18 protein-coding genes are annotated in these 20,087 nt (G+C 69.2%); all 18 read left to right on the top strand.

The window, feature by feature from the left end; genetic code table 11:
• The first annotated feature begins 4 nt into the window (after positions 1–4).
• The 18 genes from Q9R17_RS18305 to Q9R17_RS18220 all read left to right on the top strand — a co-directional run bounded on the left by Q9R17_RS18305 (position 5) and on the right by Q9R17_RS18220 (position 20,040).
• Positions 5–274: a flagellar biosynthetic protein FliQ gene (locus tag Q9R17_RS18305; protein ID WP_308156003.1), complete on the top strand. Its 270-nt coding sequence runs from the start codon at positions 5–7 to the stop codon at positions 272–274.
• A 16-nt stretch (positions 275–290) separates the two neighbouring features.
• Complete coding sequence (gene fliR / locus Q9R17_RS18300; RefSeq protein ID WP_308156002.1) at positions 291–1,082, top strand: flagellar biosynthetic protein FliR; 792 nt, start codon at positions 291–293, stop codon at positions 1,080–1,082.
• Between the two features lie 171 nt (positions 1,083–1,253).
• Positions 1,254–3,389 carry an EAL domain-containing protein gene (locus Q9R17_RS18295; protein ID WP_308156001.1) on the top strand — a complete coding sequence of 712 codons (2,136 nt, stop codon included), beginning with the start codon at positions 1,254–1,256 and terminating at the stop codon, positions 3,387–3,389.
• 67 nt (positions 3,390–3,456) lie between these two features.
• On the top strand, positions 3,457–5,700 hold the full coding sequence (locus tag Q9R17_RS18290; RefSeq protein WP_308156000.1) for a CocE/NonD family hydrolase: 2,244 nt from the start codon (positions 3,457–3,459) through the stop codon (positions 5,698–5,700).
• 75 nt (positions 5,701–5,775) lie between these two features.
• Complete coding sequence (gene flhB / locus Q9R17_RS18285; RefSeq protein ID WP_308155999.1) at positions 5,776–6,906, top strand: flagellar biosynthesis protein FlhB; 1,131 nt, start codon at positions 5,776–5,778, stop codon at positions 6,904–6,906.
• A 41-nt stretch (positions 6,907–6,947) separates the two neighbouring features.
• Positions 6,948–9,005: a flagellar biosynthesis protein FlhA gene (flhA, locus tag Q9R17_RS18280; protein WP_308158379.1), complete on the top strand. Its 2,058-nt coding sequence runs from the start codon at positions 6,948–6,950 to the stop codon at positions 9,003–9,005.
• Between the two features lie 145 nt (positions 9,006–9,150).
• The gene (flhF, locus tag Q9R17_RS18275; protein ID WP_308155998.1) at positions 9,151–10,809 is read left to right on the top strand and encodes a flagellar biosynthesis protein FlhF; all 1,659 of its coding nucleotides are present in this window, start codon (positions 9,151–9,153) and stop codon (positions 10,807–10,809) included.
• Positions 10,796–11,683 carry a P-loop NTPase gene (locus Q9R17_RS18270; RefSeq protein ID WP_308155997.1) on the top strand — a complete coding sequence of 296 codons (888 nt, stop codon included), beginning with the start codon at positions 10,796–10,798 and terminating at the stop codon, positions 11,681–11,683. The genes flhF and Q9R17_RS18270 overlap by 14 nt, the downstream gene beginning before the upstream one ends.
• On the top strand, positions 11,680–12,423 hold the full coding sequence (locus tag Q9R17_RS18265) for an RNA polymerase sigma factor FliA (protein ID WP_308155996.1): 744 nt from the start codon (positions 11,680–11,682) through the stop codon (positions 12,421–12,423). The genes Q9R17_RS18270 and Q9R17_RS18265 overlap by 4 nt, the downstream gene beginning before the upstream one ends.
• Before the next feature lie 57 nt (positions 12,424–12,480).
• The gene (gene cheY / locus Q9R17_RS18260) at positions 12,481–12,873 is read left to right on the top strand and encodes a chemotaxis response regulator CheY (RefSeq protein ID WP_308155995.1); all 393 of its coding nucleotides are present in this window, start codon (positions 12,481–12,483) and stop codon (positions 12,871–12,873) included.
• Entirely contained in the window at positions 12,873–13,481 is a 609-nt protein-coding gene (locus Q9R17_RS18255; RefSeq protein ID WP_308155994.1) for a protein phosphatase CheZ, read from the top strand. Before cheY ends, Q9R17_RS18255 begins: the two co-directional genes overlap by 1 nt.
• 2 nt (positions 13,482–13,483) lie before the next feature.
• On the top strand, positions 13,484–15,328 hold the full coding sequence (locus tag Q9R17_RS18250; RefSeq protein WP_308155993.1) for a chemotaxis protein CheA: 1,845 nt from the start codon (positions 13,484–13,486) through the stop codon (positions 15,326–15,328).
• Positions 15,329–15,429: 101 nt separating this feature from the next.
• Positions 15,430–16,170 carry a flagellar motor protein gene (locus Q9R17_RS18245; protein WP_308155992.1) on the top strand — a complete coding sequence of 247 codons (741 nt, stop codon included), beginning with the start codon at positions 15,430–15,432 and terminating at the stop codon, positions 16,168–16,170.
• A gap of 1 nt (position 16,171) precedes the next feature.
• On the top strand, positions 16,172–17,182 hold the full coding sequence (gene motD, locus Q9R17_RS18240; protein ID WP_308155991.1) for a flagellar motor protein MotD: 1,011 nt from the start codon (positions 16,172–16,174) through the stop codon (positions 17,180–17,182).
• A 5-nt stretch (positions 17,183–17,187) separates the two neighbouring features.
• On the top strand, positions 17,188–17,973 hold the full coding sequence (locus tag Q9R17_RS18235) for a ParA family protein (RefSeq protein WP_308155990.1): 786 nt from the start codon (positions 17,188–17,190) through the stop codon (positions 17,971–17,973).
• Positions 17,970–19,199 carry a chemotaxis protein CheW gene (locus tag Q9R17_RS18230; RefSeq protein ID WP_308155989.1) on the top strand — a complete coding sequence of 410 codons (1,230 nt, stop codon included), beginning with the start codon at positions 17,970–17,972 and terminating at the stop codon, positions 19,197–19,199. The genes Q9R17_RS18235 and Q9R17_RS18230 overlap by 4 nt, the downstream gene beginning before the upstream one ends.
• 170 nt (positions 19,200–19,369) lie before the next feature.
• Positions 19,370–19,678 (top strand): STAS domain-containing protein, encoded by a 309-nt coding sequence (locus Q9R17_RS18225; protein ID WP_308155988.1) that lies wholly within the window; start codon positions 19,370–19,372, stop codon positions 19,676–19,678.
• Positions 19,675–20,040 (top strand): response regulator, encoded by a 366-nt coding sequence (locus Q9R17_RS18220; protein WP_308155987.1) that lies wholly within the window; start codon positions 19,675–19,677, stop codon positions 20,038–20,040. Before Q9R17_RS18225 ends, Q9R17_RS18220 begins: the two co-directional genes overlap by 4 nt.
• Positions 20,041–20,087: the final 47 nt, after the last annotated feature.

The following is a 20,087-nucleotide window of genomic DNA, read 5'->3' as shown; positions in this document are numbered from 1 at the left end:
CACGATGTCTCCCGAACTTGCCCTGACCGAACTGCGTGGCGGCCTGATCACCGTGTTGTGGGTGGCCGGCCCGCTGCTGCTGACCGTGCTGGTGGTCGGCGTGGTGGTGGGCGTGGTGCAGGCCGCGACCCAGCTCAACGAACCGACCATCGCCTTCGTCGCCAAGGCGGCGGCACTGACGGCCGTGCTGTTCGCACTGGGCAGCCTGCTGGTCGGCCACCTGGTCGAATTCACCACGCTGCTGTTCCAGCGCATTCCGCACCTGATCGGCTAGTGGACCGCGCACGCTGATGGATGCCGCCACGCAGATGGCCACCGATGGCCTGAATGCCTTCGGGATGATCGCCACCGTACTGTGGACCATGCTGCGCCTGGGCGCGATGGTCATGGCCATGCCGATGGTCGGCACCCGCTCGGTGCCGGCACGGGTGCGGGTGATCCTGGCCGGTACGCTGGCGATCGCCCTGGCGCCGCTGCTGCCACCGGTGCCGGCCTGGACCGGCTTCGATGCCGCCACGGTGCTGACCATCGCCCGCGAGCTGGCCATCGGCGTGGCGATCGGTTTCCTGCTGCGGCTGGTGTTCGAAGCCGGCGCGCTGGCCGGCGAACTGATCGGCCAGGGTACCGGCCTGGCCTTCGCGCAGATGAGCGACCCGATGCGCGGTGGGACCTCGGTCGTCATCGGGCAATGGTTCTACCTGATGTTCGGCCTGCTGTTCTTCACCGCCAACGGGCACCTGGCCCTGATCTCGCTGCTGGTGGACAGCTACCGCGCCCTACCCATCGGTACCGCCCTGCCCGACCCGCATGCCTTCTTCAGCATCGCCCCGACCTTCCTGCTGACCGTGCTGCGCGGTGCGCTCAGCCTGGCCATTCCGCTGACCGTGGCGATGCTGGCGGTGAACCTGGCCTTCGGCGTGCTGGCCCGTGCTGCGCCTGCACTGAACCCGATCCAGCTCGGCCTGCCGGTCTCGCTGCTGCTGGGGCTGTTCCTGCTGGCCCTGCTGGCCGGGGAAATGGGGCCGCCGGTACAGCGGCTGTTCGATGCGGCCTTCGATGCGGCCGGCGCGGTGACCCGCTGACGCGATCATCACATCTTGCCGCTTGCCGTCCCCCCAGGGGGGCGCGGTAGATTCAGGTCCATGGCGTCCTTGGGGGGGCGCCGTGCTGCGGCAGCTGGGGACGGCTGCTGGTCAACGCATGCCCCGACGTGGTTTTCCGCGTAACAGACAGGCAGGTCTGGAGGCTGGCGAATGCTGCAAGGCACGTACAACCCGTGGTTGGTGGCGACATCCCTTCTGGTGGCCGTCCTGGCCTCCTACACGGCCCTGGCGATGGCCGGGCGCACGGCCACCGCGCCGGGGCGCGGGGCGACCTGGCTCTGGCGCATCGGCGGTGGCTGCGCGATGGGCCTGGGCATCTGGTCGATGCATTTCATCGGCATGCTGGCCTTCTCCCTGCCCATACCGCTGGGCTACGACCTGCCGATCACCCTGCTGTCGCTGGCCGCTGCCATCGCCTCTTCGGTGTTCGCGCTGTGGCTGGTATCCCAGCCGACGCTGCCGCACCCGCGGCTGGGCGGCGGCGCGCTGCTGATGGGCGCCGGCATTGCCGGCATGCACTACGTGGGCATGGGCGCGCTGCGCATGCAGCCGGGCATCGACTACCAGCCCGGGTGGCTGGCGCTGTCGCTGCTGATCGCCGTGGCCGCCTCCTGGACCGCCCTGTACGTGGCCTTCCGCCTGCGCGCGCAGCGCACGCGCATCAGCGACCGGCTGGCCGCCGCCGGCCTGCTGGGCATGGCCATCGTCGGCATGCACTACACCGGCATGGCCGCGGCACGGTTCCCGGAAGGCAGCATCTGCGGCGCCGCCGGGGAAAGCGGGCTGCACAGTGAATGGCTGGCCGCCCTGGTGATGCTGCTGACCGTGGCCATCCTGGCCGTGGTGCTGGTGGTGTCCTGGCTGGACCAGCGCGTGGAGGCGCAGCTGCTGCGGCTGCGCAACGCCACGTTGAGCAGTTCACTGACCGATGCGCAGCAGGAACTGACCCAGGCGGCCCTGCACGACCCGCTCACCCGGCTGCCCAACCGCCTGCTGCTGCAGCGGCGCATCGTGCAGTCGCTGGCCGAGGCCGAACAGGGCGGCAGCCGCTTCGCGGTGATGTTCATGGACCTGGATGGCTTCAAGCAGGTCAACGATGCCTATGGCCACCAGGCCGGCGACGCCCTGCTGGTGGCCGTGGCCGAGCGCACGCGGCAGCTGCTGCGCCCGCACGATCTGCTGGCACGGCTGGGCGGCGACGAATTCGTGCTGGTGGTACGCATCCAGCACGACGAGGATCTGCCCACCCTGGCCCGCCGCATCCTGCAGGCGATCGGCAGCGGCCCCCTGCTGGCCGACAGCGAGCTGCAGGTGACCGCCAGCATCGGCATCGCCATCTGTCCGGACCATGCCGCCAGCGAACGCCAGCTGATGGCCTTTGCCGATGCGGCCATGTACCAGGCCAAGGAAGCCGGCCGCAATGCCTTCGTGCTGTTCGCCGACTGGATGAACGACAGCGCCGAACAGCAGTTCCGGTTGCTGGCCGACCTGCGCAGGGCCATCGGCACCGACCAGCTGTTCCTGCATTACCAGCCCAAGATCAGGGTTGCCAGCCATGCGGTGGCCGGTGCCGAAGCGCTGATCCGCTGGCGCCACCCCGACCATGGCCTGATTCCGCCGGACCGCTTCATCCGCCTGGCCGAGCGCAGCGGCGCCATCAACGAAATCGGCCGCTGGGCGCTGGACCAGGCCTGCCGGCAGCTGCGCCAGTGGCACGACGCCGGGCATGACAGCTGGAGCGTGTCGGTGAACCTGTCACCGATCCAGTTCGGCTCGCCCCATCTGCTGCGCGATGTGCGCGAGGTGCTGGAACGGTACCGGTTGCCGCCCCGGCAGCTGGTGCTGGAAATCACCGAAAGCACGGTCATGCGTGATACCGATGCCAGCCTGCGCCTGCTGCAGTCCCTGTCGGGACTGGGGGTGGGCATTTCCATCGACGATTTCGGTACCGGTTATTCCAGCCTGCTGTACCTCAAGCGCCTGCCCGCCACGGAAATCAAGATCGACCACGCCTTCGTGCGCGACCTGGAACACAGCGCCGAGGACGTGGTGATCGTGTCGGCCATCGTGGCCCTGGGCCATGCACTGGACATGGACATCGTCGCCGAGGGCGTGGAAACCGCCGCCCAGCGCGCCTACCTGGAACGGCTGGGCTGTGACTACCTGCAGGGCTATCTGCTGGGCCGCCCGGTGGATGCCACCCGGTTCATGCAGCTGCACGACCTGCCGCGGCCCCGGGTGGAACTGGCCGTGGGCAAGCGCACCGAGCCGCCGCCGCCCGGGTAGTGCCGGGCCGCGCCCGGCGCAGGGCGCCGTATGATGGGCCGCGCGCCCGTTACCCAAGGAAGATCCTGTGGCTCTACGCATCACCTTTGCCGGCCTGCTGCTGGCCCTGGCCTGTGGCCCCGCTGCCGCAGGTGATCTGTCCTGGTCCTTGCCGGCCGATGCGTCCCCGGCGCAGGTCGATGGCGCGCTGCAACGCCTCGGCAGCGAACTGCTGCAATCGCCCGCGCTGACCGATGCGCAGCGCAGCCACGCGCTGTTGGCGACAGGTCGCTATGCCCAGGCGCAGGCCACCATCCAGGGGGTACGCACGGCGCTGCTCGCCGCCAACGATACGGCGGCCGCGCAGCGCTGGGTACCGATGCTGCTGCTGGCCACGGCCGGCGATGCGGATGCCACCGCCTACACCCGCGCCTTCCATGCAGCCTTCAACGGGCTGGATGACGTGGCAGCGGTGCAGGCCGATGCCGCATTGAGCGTGGACCCGGCGACAGTACGTGCGCAACTGGCGCAGGCACTGGCTGCGCAGGCCGATGCTGCAACCCTGCCGGACGCCGCAGCCCTGGAGCTGGTCCAGTTGCAGGCGGTGCTGCGGGCGCAGTCGCGGGCGGCGGCACTGGCCCCGGCCCTGCTGGCCGCCGAAGAACAGCGCCGCTTCGTGATCGATGACACGCTGCGCATTCCTGCGGCCGAAGGCGTGGTGCTGTCGGCACAACTGGCGCGGCCACGCGCCGCCACCGCCCCCCTGCCGGCGGCCATGCTGTTCACCATCTACACCGACCCGCCAAAGAACCGGCTGAAGATGCTGCTGGCCGCCGCCCATGGCTATGCCGGCATCGTCGTCGATGCACGCGGCAAGGGCCAGGGCACCGGCACGATCGCCCCGTACGAGCACGACGGCGAGGATGCAAACGCGGCCATCGACTGGGTCAGCCGCCAGGCCTGGAACGATGGCCGGGTGGCCATGTACGGCGGCAGCTACGAGGGTTTCACCGCATGGGCGGCGGCACGCCACCACCACCCAGCCTTGAAGACCATCGTGCCCTATGTCGCCGCCATCCCCGGCCAGGGCGTGCCGATGGAGAACAACGTGTTTCTCAGCGCCAACTACGGCTGGGCGTTCTACGTGACCAACGGCCCGATGCTGGACACGGCGACCTATGCCCAGCGCGCGCGCTGGTCGCAGCTGGGCCGGCGCTGGTACACCTCCGGCCGTTCCTACCGGCAGATCGACCAGATCGATGGCACGCCCAATCCCTGGCTGCAGCGCTGGCTTGCCCACCCGTCCTACGATGCCTATTGGCAGGCGATGGTCCCGTATGGCGAGCAGTTCGCCGACATCCGCATTCCCGTGCTGACCATCACCGGCTACTACGATGATGGCCAGATCTCGGCCCTGCAGTACGTCAGGGAGCACCTGCGGCACCGGCCCGATGCCGACCACACCCTGCTGATCGGGCCCTACGACCACAGCGGCGCGCAGTCGGCACTCAAGCCCATGCAGCTGCGCGGCTATGCACTGGACCCGGTGGCGCAGTTCGACACCCCGGCACTGACGTTCCAGTGGCTGGACCATGTGCTGCGTGGTGCGCCACGCCCGGCGCTGGTGCCCGACCGGGTCAATTACCAGTTGATGGGTGCCGACCGCTGGGGCCACGCACCGTCGTTGCAGGCTGCGGCGGGCAGCTACCGCCGCTTCCATCTCTCGGCGGCACGGGCATCGGCCGATGGCTACCACCACCTGCAGGAACAGGCGCCCCCGCCAGGCCAGCTGCGGCAGACCGTGGACCTGGCCGACCGCAACGAAATGCGGCATGGCTACTACCCGTTCCCCATCGTCGCCGCGAAGGACACGGCGGACACCGCGCTGTCCTTCGCCTCCGAACCGTTCAGCACACCGATGGACCTGGTGGGCAGCTTCTCCGGCGATCTGAAGGTCCGCATCAACAAGCGTGACCTGGACTTCACCGTCACCCTGTACGAGCTGATGGCCGACGGCCGCCGCATGCAGCTGTCCTATTTCATGGGCCGGGCCAGCCACGTGCGCGACCCGGCCAAGCGCCAGCTGCTGCAGCCTGCGCAATGGACCCACCTGCCCTTCGACCGGACGCGCATGGTGGCCCGCCGCCTGGCCGCCGGCAGCCGCCTGCTGGTCAAGGTGGATGTGCTGAAGGACGCCATGCACCAGGTGAACCACGGCACCGGGCGCGATGTCAGTGACGAGACCGTGGCCGATGCGGGGGCTCCCCTGCAGGTGGAGTGGCACAGCGACAGCGTGGTGACGGTTCCCCTGCGGACCGCCCCGTCCCCGTAGCACCGGGCCAGGCCCGGCAGGCCGGGCGGAACGGTTCTTGCACGCACCCCGGCAACCCCAGCCGCAGTGCCTGTGATGTCCGAGAACGAAGACGCCGGCGAAAAAACCGAACAACCGACAGAAAAACGACTCCGCGAAGCCCGCGAGCAGGGCAACCTGCCGCGTTCGCGCGAACTGGCCACCGCGGCGGTGTTCGGGGCCGGCGTGCTGGCGGTGATGGCGGTCAGCGGCCCGATCGCCGCCGGCGCGGTGGCCTGGATGAAGCAGGCCCTGCGCCCGGACCTGGCCCTGCGCCAGCACCCCCAGGAAATGGTCGGCCATTTCGGCGACCTGCTGCTGCGCCTGCTGCTGGCCATGGCCCCGCTGGTGATCGTCTGCCTGCTGGCCAGCTTCCTTTCGCCGCTGGTGATGGGCGGCCTGCGCTGGTCGGCCAAGGCGATGACCCCCGATTTCAAGCGTCTCAACCCGCTGTCCGGGCTCAAGCGCCTGTATGGCCCGGAAGCCATCGCCGAGTTCATCAAGTCGCTGCTGCGCGTGGCCTTCGTCGGCACGGCCGCCGGCCTGGCCGTATGGACCAGCATGGATACCCTGCGCGGGCTGCTGCACCAGCCGTTGGAAAGCGCCATCGGCCACGGCCTGGGGTTCACCCTGAAACTGCTGCTGGCCACGGCCGTGGCCATGCTGGTGCTGGCCGCCATCGATGCCCCCTACCAGCGCTGGAACTGGATGCGCAAGCTGAAGATGACCCGCGAGCAGCTGCGCCGGGAACTGAAGGAAAGCGAAGGCAGCCCGGAAGTGAAAGGCCGCATCCGGCAGATGCAGCAGCAGCTGGCCAACCGCCGGATGATGGAAGCGGTGCCCACCGCCGATGTGGTGATCGCCAATCCGACCCACTACGCCGTGGCCCTGAAATACGAAGGCGGCCGCATGGGCGCCCCCACCGTGGTCGCCCTGGGCGTGGACGAACTGGCCCTGCGCATCCGTGAAGTGGCCGACGGCAACAAGGTGGCCATCGTCTCGGCCCCGCCTTTGGCACGCGCCTTGTATCGGGAAGGGCAACTCGGCAAGGAAATCCCCGTGAGACTGTATTCAGCCGTCGCCCAGGTCCTGTCCTACGTCTACCAGCTGCGCGCCTGGCGCACCGGCCCGATGCCGGCGCCGCCGCGCGTGGACGTGGATGAATTCGCCAATGGAGGCCAGCCGTGAGCGCGCAGATCCAGGGCTTCAATGCCCGCCGCATCCTGGACATGATCCGCAGCGGCGTGGGTGCGCCCCTGATCGTGCTGGCCCTGCTGGCCATGGTGGTGGTGCCGCTGGCCCCGCCGGTGCTCGATGCGCTGTTCACCTTCAACATCGCCATCTCGCTGATGGTGCTGCTGGCGGTGGTCTACGTGAAGCGCCCGCTGGACTTCACCATCTTCCCGATCGTGCTGCTGATCACCACCATGCTGCGGCTGGCGCTGAACGTGGCCTCCACCCGCGTGATCCTGCTCAACGGCCAGAACGGCCACGAGGCGGCGGGCAAGGTGATCGCCGCCTTCGGTGAATTCGTCATCGGTGGCAACTACGCGGTCGGCATCGTGGTCTTCGCGATCCTGACCATCATCAATTTCGTGGTCATCACCAAAGGCGCCGGCCGCGTGTCCGAAGTGACCGCGCGCTTCATCCTCGACGCCATGCCCGGCAAGCAGATGGCCATCGACGCCGACCTCAACGCCGGTTTGCTGACGCGCGAGGAAGCCAAGCTGCGCCGCGAGGAAGTCCGCGAGGAAGCCGACTTCTACGGTGCGATGGACGGTGCCAGCAAGTTCATCCGTGGCGATGCCATCGCCGGCATCCTCATCCTGTTCATCAACATGATCGGTGGCCTGGCCGTGGGCATGGCCCAGCACGGCATGCCCTTCGGCGATGCCGCGGCCACCTACACGCTGCTGTCCATCGGTGACGGCCTGGTCGCGCAGCTGCCGGCCCTGCTGGTGTCCAGCGCGGTGGCCATGCTGGTCACCCGCGCCTCGCGGGCCCAGGACATGAGCCAGGCCATGATCGGCCAGGTGTTCGGCCAGTACCGCGCCCTGGCCATCGCCGCCGGCATCATCGGGCTGGTCGGCCTGGTGCCGGGCATGCCCAACGTCGCTTTCCTGACGCTGGCATCGATCCTGGGCTTCATCGCCTGGAAGCTGTGGAAGAAGGAACAGGCCCCGGCCAAGCCGGAGCCGATCGGCCCGGACGGCATCGCGCTGGACGCTATGGGCCGCCCGGCCTCGCCGGCACCGACGGCCGAACTGAGCTGGGACGAACTGCGCCCGGTCGATCCGCTCGGCCTGGAAGTGGGCTACCGGCTGATCCCGCTGGTGGATGCCAAGCAGGGCGGCGAACTGATGGCCCGGATCAAGGGCGTGCGCCGCAAGCTGACCCAGGACATCGGCTTCCTGATTCCTTCCGTGCACATCCGCGACAACCTGGAACTGCCGGCCACCGGCTACCGGGTACTGATCCATGGCGTGCCGGTGGCCACCGCCGACATCCATCCCGACCGCGAACTGGCGCTGGACCCGGGCAGCGCGCTGGGCCCGCTGGACGGCATTGCCGGCAAGGATCCCGCCTTCGGCCTGGATGCCACCTGGATCCAGCCCCACCAGCGGGCACAGGCCGAATCGATGGGCTACACCGTGGTCGATCCGGCCACCGTGGTCGCCACCCACCTCTCGCACCTGATCCGCGAGCATGCCCCGGAGCTGCTCGGCCACGAAGAAGCCCAGCAGCTGCTGGCCACCCTGGCCAAGAGCGCGCCGAAGCTGGTCGAAGACCTGACGCCGAAGGCATTGCCGCTGTCCACCGTGGTGCGCGTGCTGCAGAACCTGCTGATCGAGCGCATTCCGATCCGCCAGCTGCGCCGCATCGCCGAATCGCTGGTCGAGCACGCCCCGCATGCGCAGGACGCGGCCACCCTCACCGCCGCCGTGCGCAATTCGCTGGGCCGCTTCATCGTGCAGGAAATCGCCGGCATGTCGCCGGAGCTGCCGGTGTTCACCCTCAACCCGCAACTGGAACGCGTCTTGCAGGAGTCCACCCAGGGCAACGGCGCCGCGCTGGAACCCGGTCTCGCCGAACGGCTGCACCAGAGCCTTGCCGACTGTGTCAGCAAGCAGGAAGCCCGCAACGAGCCGGCGGTCGTGCTGGTACCAGGCCCGGTGCGTGCCGCGCTGGCACGGCTGGTCCGCCACAGCGTTCCGTCGCTGTCGGTGCTGGCCTACAGCGAGGTGCCGGAGGACAAGCGCCTGAAGCTGGTCGGCACGATCAGCTGAGCCGCCCCTCCGACGCGCCAGAAAACAGACACCATTTTCACTACACCGCAGCACACCGACACCGAGGGGAACCCGAACCGTGCAGACCACCGACCACCCGCGTTCTCCCGCTCCCACTCCGCCGACTTCGTCCCGTGACCACAGCATGAAAATCAAACGATTCGTTGCCGCCGACATGCGCTCGGCCATGAACCTGGTGCGCAAGGAACATGGACCCGATGCGGTGATCCTGTCCAACCGCCGGATCGAGGAAGGCATCGAAATCGTCGCTGCAGCCAACTATGACGAGAGCGCCGTGCAGCGAGCGCTGGAAGCCTCGCGCCGCGATGTGGCCCCGCCCAGGCCGGCCAAGCCGCGCAGCGCCGCCGATGCGATGATCGCGGCCGTCACCCGCCGCAAGACCGCTGCCCTGGCCCCGGACCCGGTGGCCGCCACCACCTCGGCCGTGGCCGCCCTGGCCCGCGCCGCCGTAGGTGCCACCGGCCGCACTCTGGACAGTGCCGACGAAATCGTGCCGACCCGCGGCAGCAGCGGCTTCGCCGAAACCTTGGCACGGGCCAGCGTCAATGAACCGGCACTGCCGGAACAGATCTTCACCCCGTTCGCTGCCGCCGACAGCGCGGCCGGGCAGGCCGCCGAACCGGCGGCAGCCAGTGAACCGGTGCCGGCCCCCAACCGCGCCCGCTTCATCATCGACCCGCCGCTGGATGAGGCCGCGACCGCTGCCGTCGCCACGGCCGCGTCCCTGCCGCCGCCGCTGCCGCTGCCCTCTTTCGCCGTGGCCGCCGCGCCTGCGCCCGGACAGGACATCGCGCCCGCCGTGGCGGCCGGCACCGAAGCGGCGGTCACCGCCCCCACGGTCGTCGCCCCGCCGACGCTGACCCTGGTGGCCCGCGACGAAGAAGAAATCCGCCAGCTGCGCCAGGAGGTGGCCGGCATGCGCCATGTCATCGAGCGTGAGATGAACCGCTTCACCGACGAACGCCTGCGTGGCAGCCCGGTCCGTGCGGCCGCACTGGACCTGATGGACGAATACGGGTTCGACGCCGGCATCGCCCGCGACGTGGCCATGCAGATCCCGCTGGAGACCGAAGCCCACCGCAGCCGCGGGCTGATGCTGGGCCTGCTCTCGCGCAAGCTGCCGATCGCCCCGGCCGATCCGCTGGAGGAAGGCGGGGTGATCGCCCTGGTCGGCCCGACCGGCGCCGGCAAGACCACCACCATCGCCAAGCTGGCCTCGCGCTTTGCCGAAAAGCACGCCGCCCGCGACGTCGCCCTGGTCACCACCGATACCCTGCGCATCGGCGCCCGCGAACAGCTGTACGGCTATGGCCGCCAGCTCGGCATTGCGGTGCACGAAGCCGGCAGCGGCAGCGACCTGGGCCAGCTGCTGGAACGCCTGAAGGACTACAAGCTGGTCCTGATCGACACCGCCGGCCTGGGGCCGCGCGACCGCGCCCTGGCCGCACAGCTGCAATGGCTGCGTGCCGCCCACCAGGTCCGCACCCTGCTGGTGCTGCCGGCCAACACCAGCTTCGGCGACATGGACGAAGTCGTCCGCCGCTTCGGCGCGGCCAACCTGCAGGGCCTGGTCCTGAGCAAGCTGGACGAGACCGGCCGCTTCGGCAGCGCCCTGTCGGTGGCCGTGGACCACCAGCTGCCGATCACCTGGGTAACCGACGGGCAGGACGTCCCGGAGGACCTGCACCGGGCCAGTGCAGCCAATCTCGTACTTCGCCTTGAAGATTTGCGCCGAGCGGCCGATATGCCCTGCAACCCGGAGTTGAACCATGCCGTCGCGTGAATACGCCAAGCTGACCAAGAACTTCCCTTTGTCGGCCACCCGCAGCCAGCCGCTGGGCCCGGTCCGCACCATCGCCGTCACCGGCGGCAAGGGCGGCGTGGGCAAAACGAACGTTTCGGCCAACCTGGCCGTGGCGCTGGCCGGCATGGGCAAACGCACCCTGCTGCTGGATGCCGACCTGGGCCTGGCCAACATCGACGTCATCCTGGGCCTGAACCCCACGTTCACCCTGGCCGACCTGGTCGCCGGGCGCTGCTCGCTGGAAGACGTGATCGTGGAAGGCCCCAACGGCGTGCTGGTGGTCCCGGCCGCCTCGGGCCGCCGCCACATGGCCGAGCTGCAGCCGGCCGAGCACGTGGGCCTGGTCAACGTGTTCTCCGAACTGGAACGCGAGCTGGACATCATGGTGGTGGACACCGCCGCCGGCATCACCGACGGCGTGCTGACCTTCTGCCAGGCCGCGCAGGACACCGTGGTGGTGGTCTGTGACGAGCCGGCCTCGATCACCGACGCCTACGCGCTGATCAAGGTGCTCTCGCGCGAGCGCGGCGTGGACCGCATCCAGGTGGTGGCCAACATGGTGCGCGACCCCAACGAGGGCCGGGTGCTGTACGAAAAGCTGGTGCGCGTGTGCGAGAAGTTCCTCGCCGACGTGTCCCTGAACTACCTGGGCTGCGTGCCGCAGGATGACTGGCTGCGCCTGTCGGTGCAGCGCCAGCAGCCGGTGGTCAAGGCCTACCCGTCCAGCCCGGCCGCGCAGGCGATCACCGAGATCGCCCGCCGCACCGCCCGCTGGCAGGCCCCGACCGAGCCGCGCGGCGGCGTCGAGTTCTTCCTCGAACGCATCCTCAAGCAGCGCGGGGTGGCCGCATGAAAGCCGCCGCCCAGTACAAGGAGGTCCAGCGGGCCGCTGCGACCGACTGCATCACCCAGCATTCGGACCTGGTGCGGCGCATCGCCCACCACCTGGCCGCACGCCTGCCGGCGAGCGTGGAGATCGACGACCTGATCCAGGCCGGCATGATGGGCCTGATCGAAGCCTCGCGCAGCTACGATGCCGACCAGGGCGCCTCGTTCGAGACCTATGCCTCGATCCGCATCCGCGGCTCGATGATCGACGAGATCCGCCGGGGCGACTGGGTGCCGCGCTCGGTGCACCGCCGCGCACGCGATGCGGCTGCCACCATCCGCCGGCTGGAACAGGCCAGCGGCCGTGCCGCCAGTGCCACCGAAGTGGCCGCCGCCATGGAGATGCCGCTGCCCGACTACCTGCGGCTGATGGAAGATGCTGCACGCGGCCAGGTGCTGAGCCTGGAATCGCGCATCGAGGACCAGGGCGAGCTGGACACCATCGCCCAAGGCGGCCCGACCCCGCAGCAGGTGCTGGAGCGCGGCGAGTTCGGCCGCGAGCTGGGCAAGGCCATCGGCCACCTGCCCGAGCGCGAACAGCTGGTGCTCTCGCTCTATTACGAGCAGGAACTGAACCTGAAGGAGATCGGCGCAGTGCTCGGCGTGAGCGAGTCGCGGGTCTGCCAGATCCATGGCCAGGCGGTCCTGCGCCTGCGCGGCCGCCTGAAGGTGTTTGAAGCCGCCGACGCCGGGCTGGAACAATGAATCTGTTCAGGGCGGCCCACGCCGGCCCTGAAGAATGAACAACAAAGGAAATCCGTTTTGAACAAGAACATGCGCATCCTGATCGTCGACGACTTCTCGACCATGCGTCGAATCGTCAAGAACCTGCTCGGCGACCTGGGCTTCACCAACACGGCCGAAGCCGAGGACGGGCATGCGGCGCTGGCACTGCTGCAGAGCCAGCCGTTCGATTTCGTGGTCACCGACTGGAACATGCCGGTGATGACCGGCATCGAGCTGCTCAAGGCCATCCGCGCCGACGCCAAGCTCAAGACCCTGCCGGTACTGATGGTGACCGCCGAAGCCAAGCGCGAGCAGATCATCGAAGCCGCCCAGAGCGGCGTGAACGGCTACATCATCAAGCCGTTCACCGCGCAGACGCTGGAAGAGAAGCTCGGCAAGATCTTCGAACGCCTGGCGGCCAGCGCCTGATGGACAGCACGGTCGACAGGAACGCACTGGCCCTGCGCCTGCAGGAAGCCCTGGACGCGCTGGAAGCGGGTGATGAAAGCGCCTGGCGCCAGCAGATCGACGGCCTGGTGGCGCTGCGCACCCAGCCGATGATGGCCGGCCTGAGCCGCCTGGCCCGCGAACTGGGCCAGGCCCTGGGCGAACTGCCGACCGTACCCAGCGATGCCGGTGAGCTGGACGACGCCTGCGCGCGCCTGGACCACGTGGTGGCGATGACCGAACAGGCCACCCACCGCACCCTGGACCTGGCCGAGGAATGCCGCACCCTGACCGAGCAGCTGCGCGCCGATGGCCTGCAGCCGGACCAGGACGTGCAGCTGGAGCGCATCCGCCACAACCTCACCGAAATCGCCCTGACCCAGAGCTACCAGGACCTGACCGGGCAGATCATCCGCCGCGTGGTCGGCATCGTGCGCCGCGTGCATGAAGGCTTCGGTGCGCTCGGCCTGCCGCCGGAACAGCACCGCCGCGAAGAACCGGCACTGGCTGGCCCCGCAGTCAAGGGCGTGGACCACCACGCCGTCTCGCAGAACGACGCCGACGATCTGCTGTCGGACCTGGGGCTGTAACCATGGCCGCCCTGTCCGACGACATCGCCGCCGATTTCATCATCGAGGCCCAGGAAATCCTGGACCGCCTCGGCGAACAGCTGGTGACGCTGGAACAGGCGCCGCAGGACAGCAACCAGCTCAATGCGGTCTTCCGCGGTTACCACACCCTCAAGGGCGGTGCCGGCTTCCTGGGCATCACCGCCATGGTGGAGCTGTGCCATGCCGCCGAAGAAACCCTCGGCATGGCCCGCTCCGGCCAGGCCGTGCTGCAGCCGCATCACTTCGACGCCGCCCAGCAGTCGCTGGACTACCTGCAGTCGATGCTCGATTCGGTCTCGGCCGGCACCGAGCCGGGCTATGCCCCGCCGGAGCTGATCGCACAGTTCGATGTGGCCGGCACCGCGCCGACCGTCACCCCCTCGCCCGCCAGCACCCCGGCCCCGGCCGCGCCCGCCAGCGACCTCATCACCGAAGACGAATTCGAAGCCCTGCTCGACCAACTGCATGGCGGCAAGGCACCGACGGCGGTCGCCGCACCGGCCAGGGCCGACGACGGGCTGATCAACGAAGACGAATTCGAAGCACTACTGGACCAGCTGCATGGGGGCGCCGCACCCGGTGCGCGGCCGGTGGCGCCGGCCGCTGCCGTTGCCCCCGTGCCGATGCCGCGCCCGGCCGCCGTGCCGGCACCGGCCAGCAAGCCAGCGGCCAAGCCACTGGCCGAGGCCGAGCACACCGTGCGCGTGGACACCAAGCGCCTGGATGCCATCGTCAACCTCATCGGCGAACTGGTGCTGTCGCGCAACCGCCTGAAGACCCTGCGCATCCGCCTGCGCGACGAGGAACTGGACCGCGCGGTGTCCACGCTGGACATCGCCACCGCGCGCCTGCAGTCGGCCGTCATGCGTACCCGCATGCAGCCGGTGGGCAAGGTGTTCTCGCGCTTCCCCAAGGTGGCGCGCGACGTTGCCCGCAACCTGAAGAAGGAAGTGGAACTGGAACTGGTCGGCGCCGAAACCGAACTGGACCGCAACCTGGTCGAGGCACTGGCCGATCCGCTGGTGCACCTGGTGCGCAACGCCATCGACCACGGCATCGAGATGCCCGACCTGCGCGAAGCGCAGGGCAAGCCGCGCAATGGCCACGTGCGCCTGTCGGCCCAACAGGAAGGCGACTATGTCAGCATCGAGGTGCAGGACGACGGCGCCGGCATCGATCCGGAACGCCTGCGCCAGAAGGCGCGCGAAAAGGGCCTGATCGACCCGGAAGTGGCCGCGCGCCTGAGCGGGGAAGAATGCCTGCACCTGGTGTTCCTGCCCGGCTTTTCCACCAAGCAGGAAGTCACGGACATCTCCGGCCGTGGCGTCGGCATGGACGTGGTGCAGTCGCGCATCCGCGAACTGAGCGGGCAGATCCAGATCCAGTCCGAACTGGGCCGGGGCAGCCGCTTCATGATCCGCGTGCCGCTCACCCTGGCCATCCTGCCAACCCTGCTGGTGCAGGCCGGCGAGGATGTCTATGCCCTGCCCCTGGCCCGCGTGATGGAAGTGCTGCATGCACCGGCCACCTCGCTGGGCTGGTTCGATGGCCGCGCCGTGCTCGACCGCCGCTCGCACACCCTGCCCCTGGTGGACCTGCGCCACTGGCTGGACGTGGAACCGATGCCGGCCACGCTGCTGACCATCGTGGTGCTGCAGGCCGGCGAAGCCCGCTTCGGGCTGGTGGTGGACCAGGTCCGTGGCCGCGAGGAAGTGGTCATCAAGCCGCTGCCCAAGGCACTGCGTGGCCTGCGTGGCTACGCCGGCGCCACCCTGATCGGCGATGGCCGCATGGCGTTGATCCTGGATGTGGACGGCCTGCGCTGACGCCCGCCGGGCCCGGCCCGGCGAACCCAAAACTGTGACTACCGTCTGTACGCAATCTCCCGGTGTCTCAAGTCCCATTCACACACGCCGATACCGGAACCATGGATAGACTCAGCCTCATCGGACTTTTCCTGGCGTTGGCCTCGCTGGTCGGCGGCAGCATCCTCAAGGGCGCCGGCCTGGCGTCGTTGTGGTCGCCTGCTGCCTTCGTGATCGTCATCGTGGGGACCGTGGCGGCCATCCTGCTGCACACCACCCCGGCCGTGTTCAAGCACGCCTTCAGGATCATGCGCTGGGTGATCCGCCCGCCGCACAGCGATCGCCGCGAACTGATCCAGCAGATCGTGGAATGGAGCAACATCGCCCGCCGCCAGGGCCTGCTGGGCCTGGAAGCCCAGGTCGATGCGCAGCAGGACCCGTTCCTGCGCAAGGGCCTGCAGCTGCTGGTCGATGGCGTGGAACCCGAATCGATCCGGCACATGCTGGAAATCGAACTGAGCAGCCAGGAGCACCAGGACCAGGCCGCGGCCAAGGTGTTCGAGGGCATGGGCATCTACGCCCCGACCCTGGGCATCATCGGCGCCGTGCTCGGCCTGATCGCGGTGATGAAGAACCTGGCCGACCCCAGCAAGCTCGGCCACGGCATCGCCGCCGCCTTCACCGCCACCATCTACGGCATCGCCTCGGCCAACCTGCTGTTCCTGCCGGTCGCCGCCAAGCTCAAGGCGGTCATCGCCCACAACAGCCGCGACCGGGAAATGGTCATCGAAGGCCTGATCTCGATCGCGCAGGGCGAGAACCCGCGCAACATCGAAACCAACCTGTCCGGCTTCCTGCACTGACATGGCCCGCCGCAAGCGCCACGAAGAACACGCCAACCACGAGGCATGGGCCATCCCCTATGCCGACCTGATGACGTTGCTGCTGGCATTCTTCGTGGTGATGTACGCCATTTCCTCGATCAACGAGGGCAAGTACCGCATCATGGCCGACGCGCTGACCGATGCCTTCGGCGGCGCGCCGCGCACCATCAACCCGGTGCAGGTCGGCAACAAGCAGGTCCAGGGCGGGGGCTGGGACAGCCCCTCGGTCATCAAGTCCGGCACCCGGATCGGGCCGTCCGCACCCGCCCCGTCGCACGACCCCACCCTGCTGCCATCGATGGCCTCGCAGATGCGGGTGCCGGTCTCGGTGCACAACCAGGAACAGCTGGCCCGTGCCGAGCGCCAGCTCAACAGCATCGCCGACCGCCTCACCGCCGCACTGTCACCGCTGATCGACCGCGGCATGATCAGCGTGCGCCGCACCGAGCTGTGGATCGAGGTGGAAATCAACAGCGACATCCTGTTCCCGACCGGCTCGGCCGCACTGGACGTGCATGCCCGCGACACCCTGGCCAGCCTGGCCGGCGTGCTGCGCGATGTGCCCAACAGCGTCCGCGTGGAAGGCCACACCGACAACGTGCCGATCGCCACCGCGCAGTTCCCCTCCAACTGGGAACTGTCGGCCGGCCGTGCGGCCAGCGTGGTGCACCTGTTCGCCGACCAGGGCGTGCAGCCCTCGCGGCTGGCGATGGTCGGCTACGGCCAGTTCCGTCCGCGCGAAGAAAACAGCAGCGCCGAAGGGCGCAACCGCAACCGGCGGGTGATGGTCATCATCCTGGCCGACACCAGCCATGCCGTGGACCCGCTCGGCGCCCGCCTGAATGCCGCCACCGGCAACGCCGGCGCGACCGATGCCGCGCCCACCGCCCCGGCATCCCCTGTTGTTTCCCCCACTGCACCGGTGCGGTTGCCACCGGTGCCGGCCGGCAGCCGCGTAGGCGCCGCCGTTCCCCCTGCAATGAAGGAGTGAGTGCGATGCGCATCTGGGCAGTCGCCAACCAGAAGGGCGGCGTTGGCAAGACCACGACCACCCTGGCCCTCGGCCGCGGCCTGGCCGCCGCTGGCCACCGCGTGCTGTTGATCGATCTGGATCCGCATGCATCGCTGACGCGGGCATTCGGCGTCGCCGCCGAACCGCCCCCGCCGGGTGTACTGGACCTGTTCGCCACGCCGCCGGCGGAGCTGGCCACGCTGCGCCAGCCCAGCGCGATCCCGGGCCTGGACCATGTGTGCGCGCAGCCGGCGCTGGCCACCCTGGAACGCCGCAGCGCCAACCAGCCGGGGCTGGGCCTGGCGCTGCAGAACGCGCTGGCCCGCCATCAGGGCCAGCACGACTACATCCTGCTGGACTGCGCACCGACGCTGGGCCTGCTGATGATCAACGCCCTGGCCGCCGCCGACCGCCTGATCATCCCGACCCAGGCCGAGCCGCTGGCCCTGCACGGCCTGGACGGCATGGTGCGTACCGGTGAAATGGTCGAACGCTCGCGCCGCCGCCCGCTGCCGATCTCGATCCTGCCCACGCTGTTCGACCGCCGCACCCGTACCGGCAACGAATCGGTGCGCGCGATGCAGGACCGCCACGGCAGCCGGGTCTGGGAAGACGCCATTCCGGTGGATACCCGCATCAGCAACGCGGCCGGCCTGACCCAGCCGGTGCTGGGCGATGATTACCCGGGCCGCGGCCTGGCCGCCTACCGCCGTGCGCTGAACTGGGTACTGGCCGAAGACGCGCGGGTACCGGAACAGGAGGCGGCATGAGTACCGTCGGCGCGCTGGACGATTACCTGGAAGCCCTGCTCGGCGACGCGGCAGCGGCCGCCCCTGCCACACCCGCTGCACCGGACCGCGCACCCGCGCAGGCCAGCAGCGTGCCGGGGGATACGCCCGAACTGGAAGCCGCATTCGAGGACGCTCTGGCTGCGATGCAGGCACCTGCCGCCGTGGCCATGAGTGAACCCGCGCGCAGCGTGCCCGGCGACACGCCCGAACTGGAAGCCGCGTTCGAGGAAGCTCTCGCTGCGATGCAGGCACCTGCCGCCGTGGCCATGAGTGAACCTGCGCGCAGCGTGCCCGGCGACACGCCCGAACTGGAGGCCGCCTTCGAAGAAGCCTTCGCCGCCGCGCAGCAGGCCGCCGCACCGGCCGTCGAACGCGAACCCACCTGGGACGACCTGCCCGATGAGGTGCTGCACGAAACCGCGCCCGTCGTCGCGGCAGCGGCAGCACCGGCACGCGAGCCAACCTGGGACGATCTGCCCGACGAAGTGATCTTCGAGACCGCGCCGGGCGACAGCAGCACGCTGACCCATGCCGACAGCCCGGGCCTGCAGGCCGCGTTCGACGTCGCCGCCGGCGTCGCCGCACCCGTGGCAGCCGCGCCTGCAGCGGCCCCGGCCGCGCCGCTGCGCCCTGTCGCTCCTGCCGCCCGCGCACAGCCGGCGCGTCCCGCACCGGCCGTCCCCGCGCAGGAGGCCCCGGGCCGCCCGTCCAGCTGGCAGGAACTGCAGGCCCAGAACACCCGTCCGGCCAGCAGCCCGCACCCGCAGGGCCGCCGCGCCGGTGAGCGCACCTCGCGCTGGCTGCGCCTGCGCTGCGGCAGCCAGGCCTACGCACTGGAGCTGCTGAAGGTGCAGGAAGTGGTCCTGCCCGTGCCGCTGCTGCCCCTGCGCGGCACCGCCCCGGCCATGCTGGGCATCATGAACCTGCGTGGCCAGGTGGTGCCAGTGATCGACCTCGGCCTGCACCTGGGCACCTCCCCGGCCGCCGAAGATGCGCAGACCCGCATCGTGGTACTGGAAGAGGATGGCGAGACCCTGGGGCTGCGTGTCTCGGCGGTGGAAGATGTCGCCAACCTCACCGATTCGCAGATCGAACCGCCCGATACCGCGCGCATCTGCCAGATCTCCAACGATATCTTCCGCGGCGTGGCCCGCGTCACCCAGCGGCCGATGATCCTGCTCGACGCCACCCGGCTGTTGAATTGACCCCATCCACGCATGGCGTGGATCTACCCGGCCACGCGCACACCCACGCCCCGCGTGGATGCCCGCCTCCTGTAGATCCACGCCATGCGTGGATGCCTTCCACGGAATCCCCCTAAAGAACCCCCACGGGGTGCCGTTATAGATCCCGGAACCGTTTGTCCGGAGCAACGATGAGCACTGTCGAACTGGGTGAAGACCTTGGCATCGAGGCCAGCACCGAGCTCAAGAACCGCCTGGCCCCCCTGCTGGAACAGGCCGGCGCACTGACCCTGGACGCAAGCCAGGTCGGTCGCATCCACACTGCCGCCGTGCAGGTGCTGTGCGCCTTCGTGCAGGCCCGCCGCAACGCGGGGCTGGACACCGCCTTCCAGGGTTGCACCGCAACCTTCCGTGACGCCGCGCGACTGCTGGGCGTCACCCAGGCCCTGGGCCTGGACGTACCCCATGACAACCTGAAATCTGTGGAGAACGCTGCATGAGCGCACGTATCTTGGTGGTGGACGATTCGGCGTCGATGCGCCAGATGGTCTCTTTCGCCCTCACCTCGGCCGGTTTTGCCGTCGAAGAAGCCGAAGACGGCGCGGTCGCGCTCACTCGCGCCAAGGGCCAGCGCTTCAACGCGGTGGTGACCGACGTCAACATGCCCAACATGGATGGCATCGCCCTGATCCGTGAACTGCGCCAGCTGGCCGACTACAAGTTCACCCCGCTGCTGATGCTGACCACCGAATCGGCGGCAGACAAGAAATCCGAAGGCAAGGCCGCCGGCGCCACCGGCTGGCTGGTCAAGCCGTTCAACCCCGAACAGCTGGTCGCCACCGTGCAGAAAGTGCTGGGCTGATCGCCCCACCGCCCCGCCCTCCTTCCCCGCTTCCGGACCGCCACCGC

Source organism: Stenotrophomonas sp. 24(2023) (genome assembly GCF_030913365.1).
Lineage (GTDB): Bacteria > Pseudomonadota > Gammaproteobacteria > Xanthomonadales > Xanthomonadaceae > Stenotrophomonas.
Note: the sequence above shows the minus strand (reverse complement) of the source record. Positions and strands in the feature narration are given on the sequence as shown.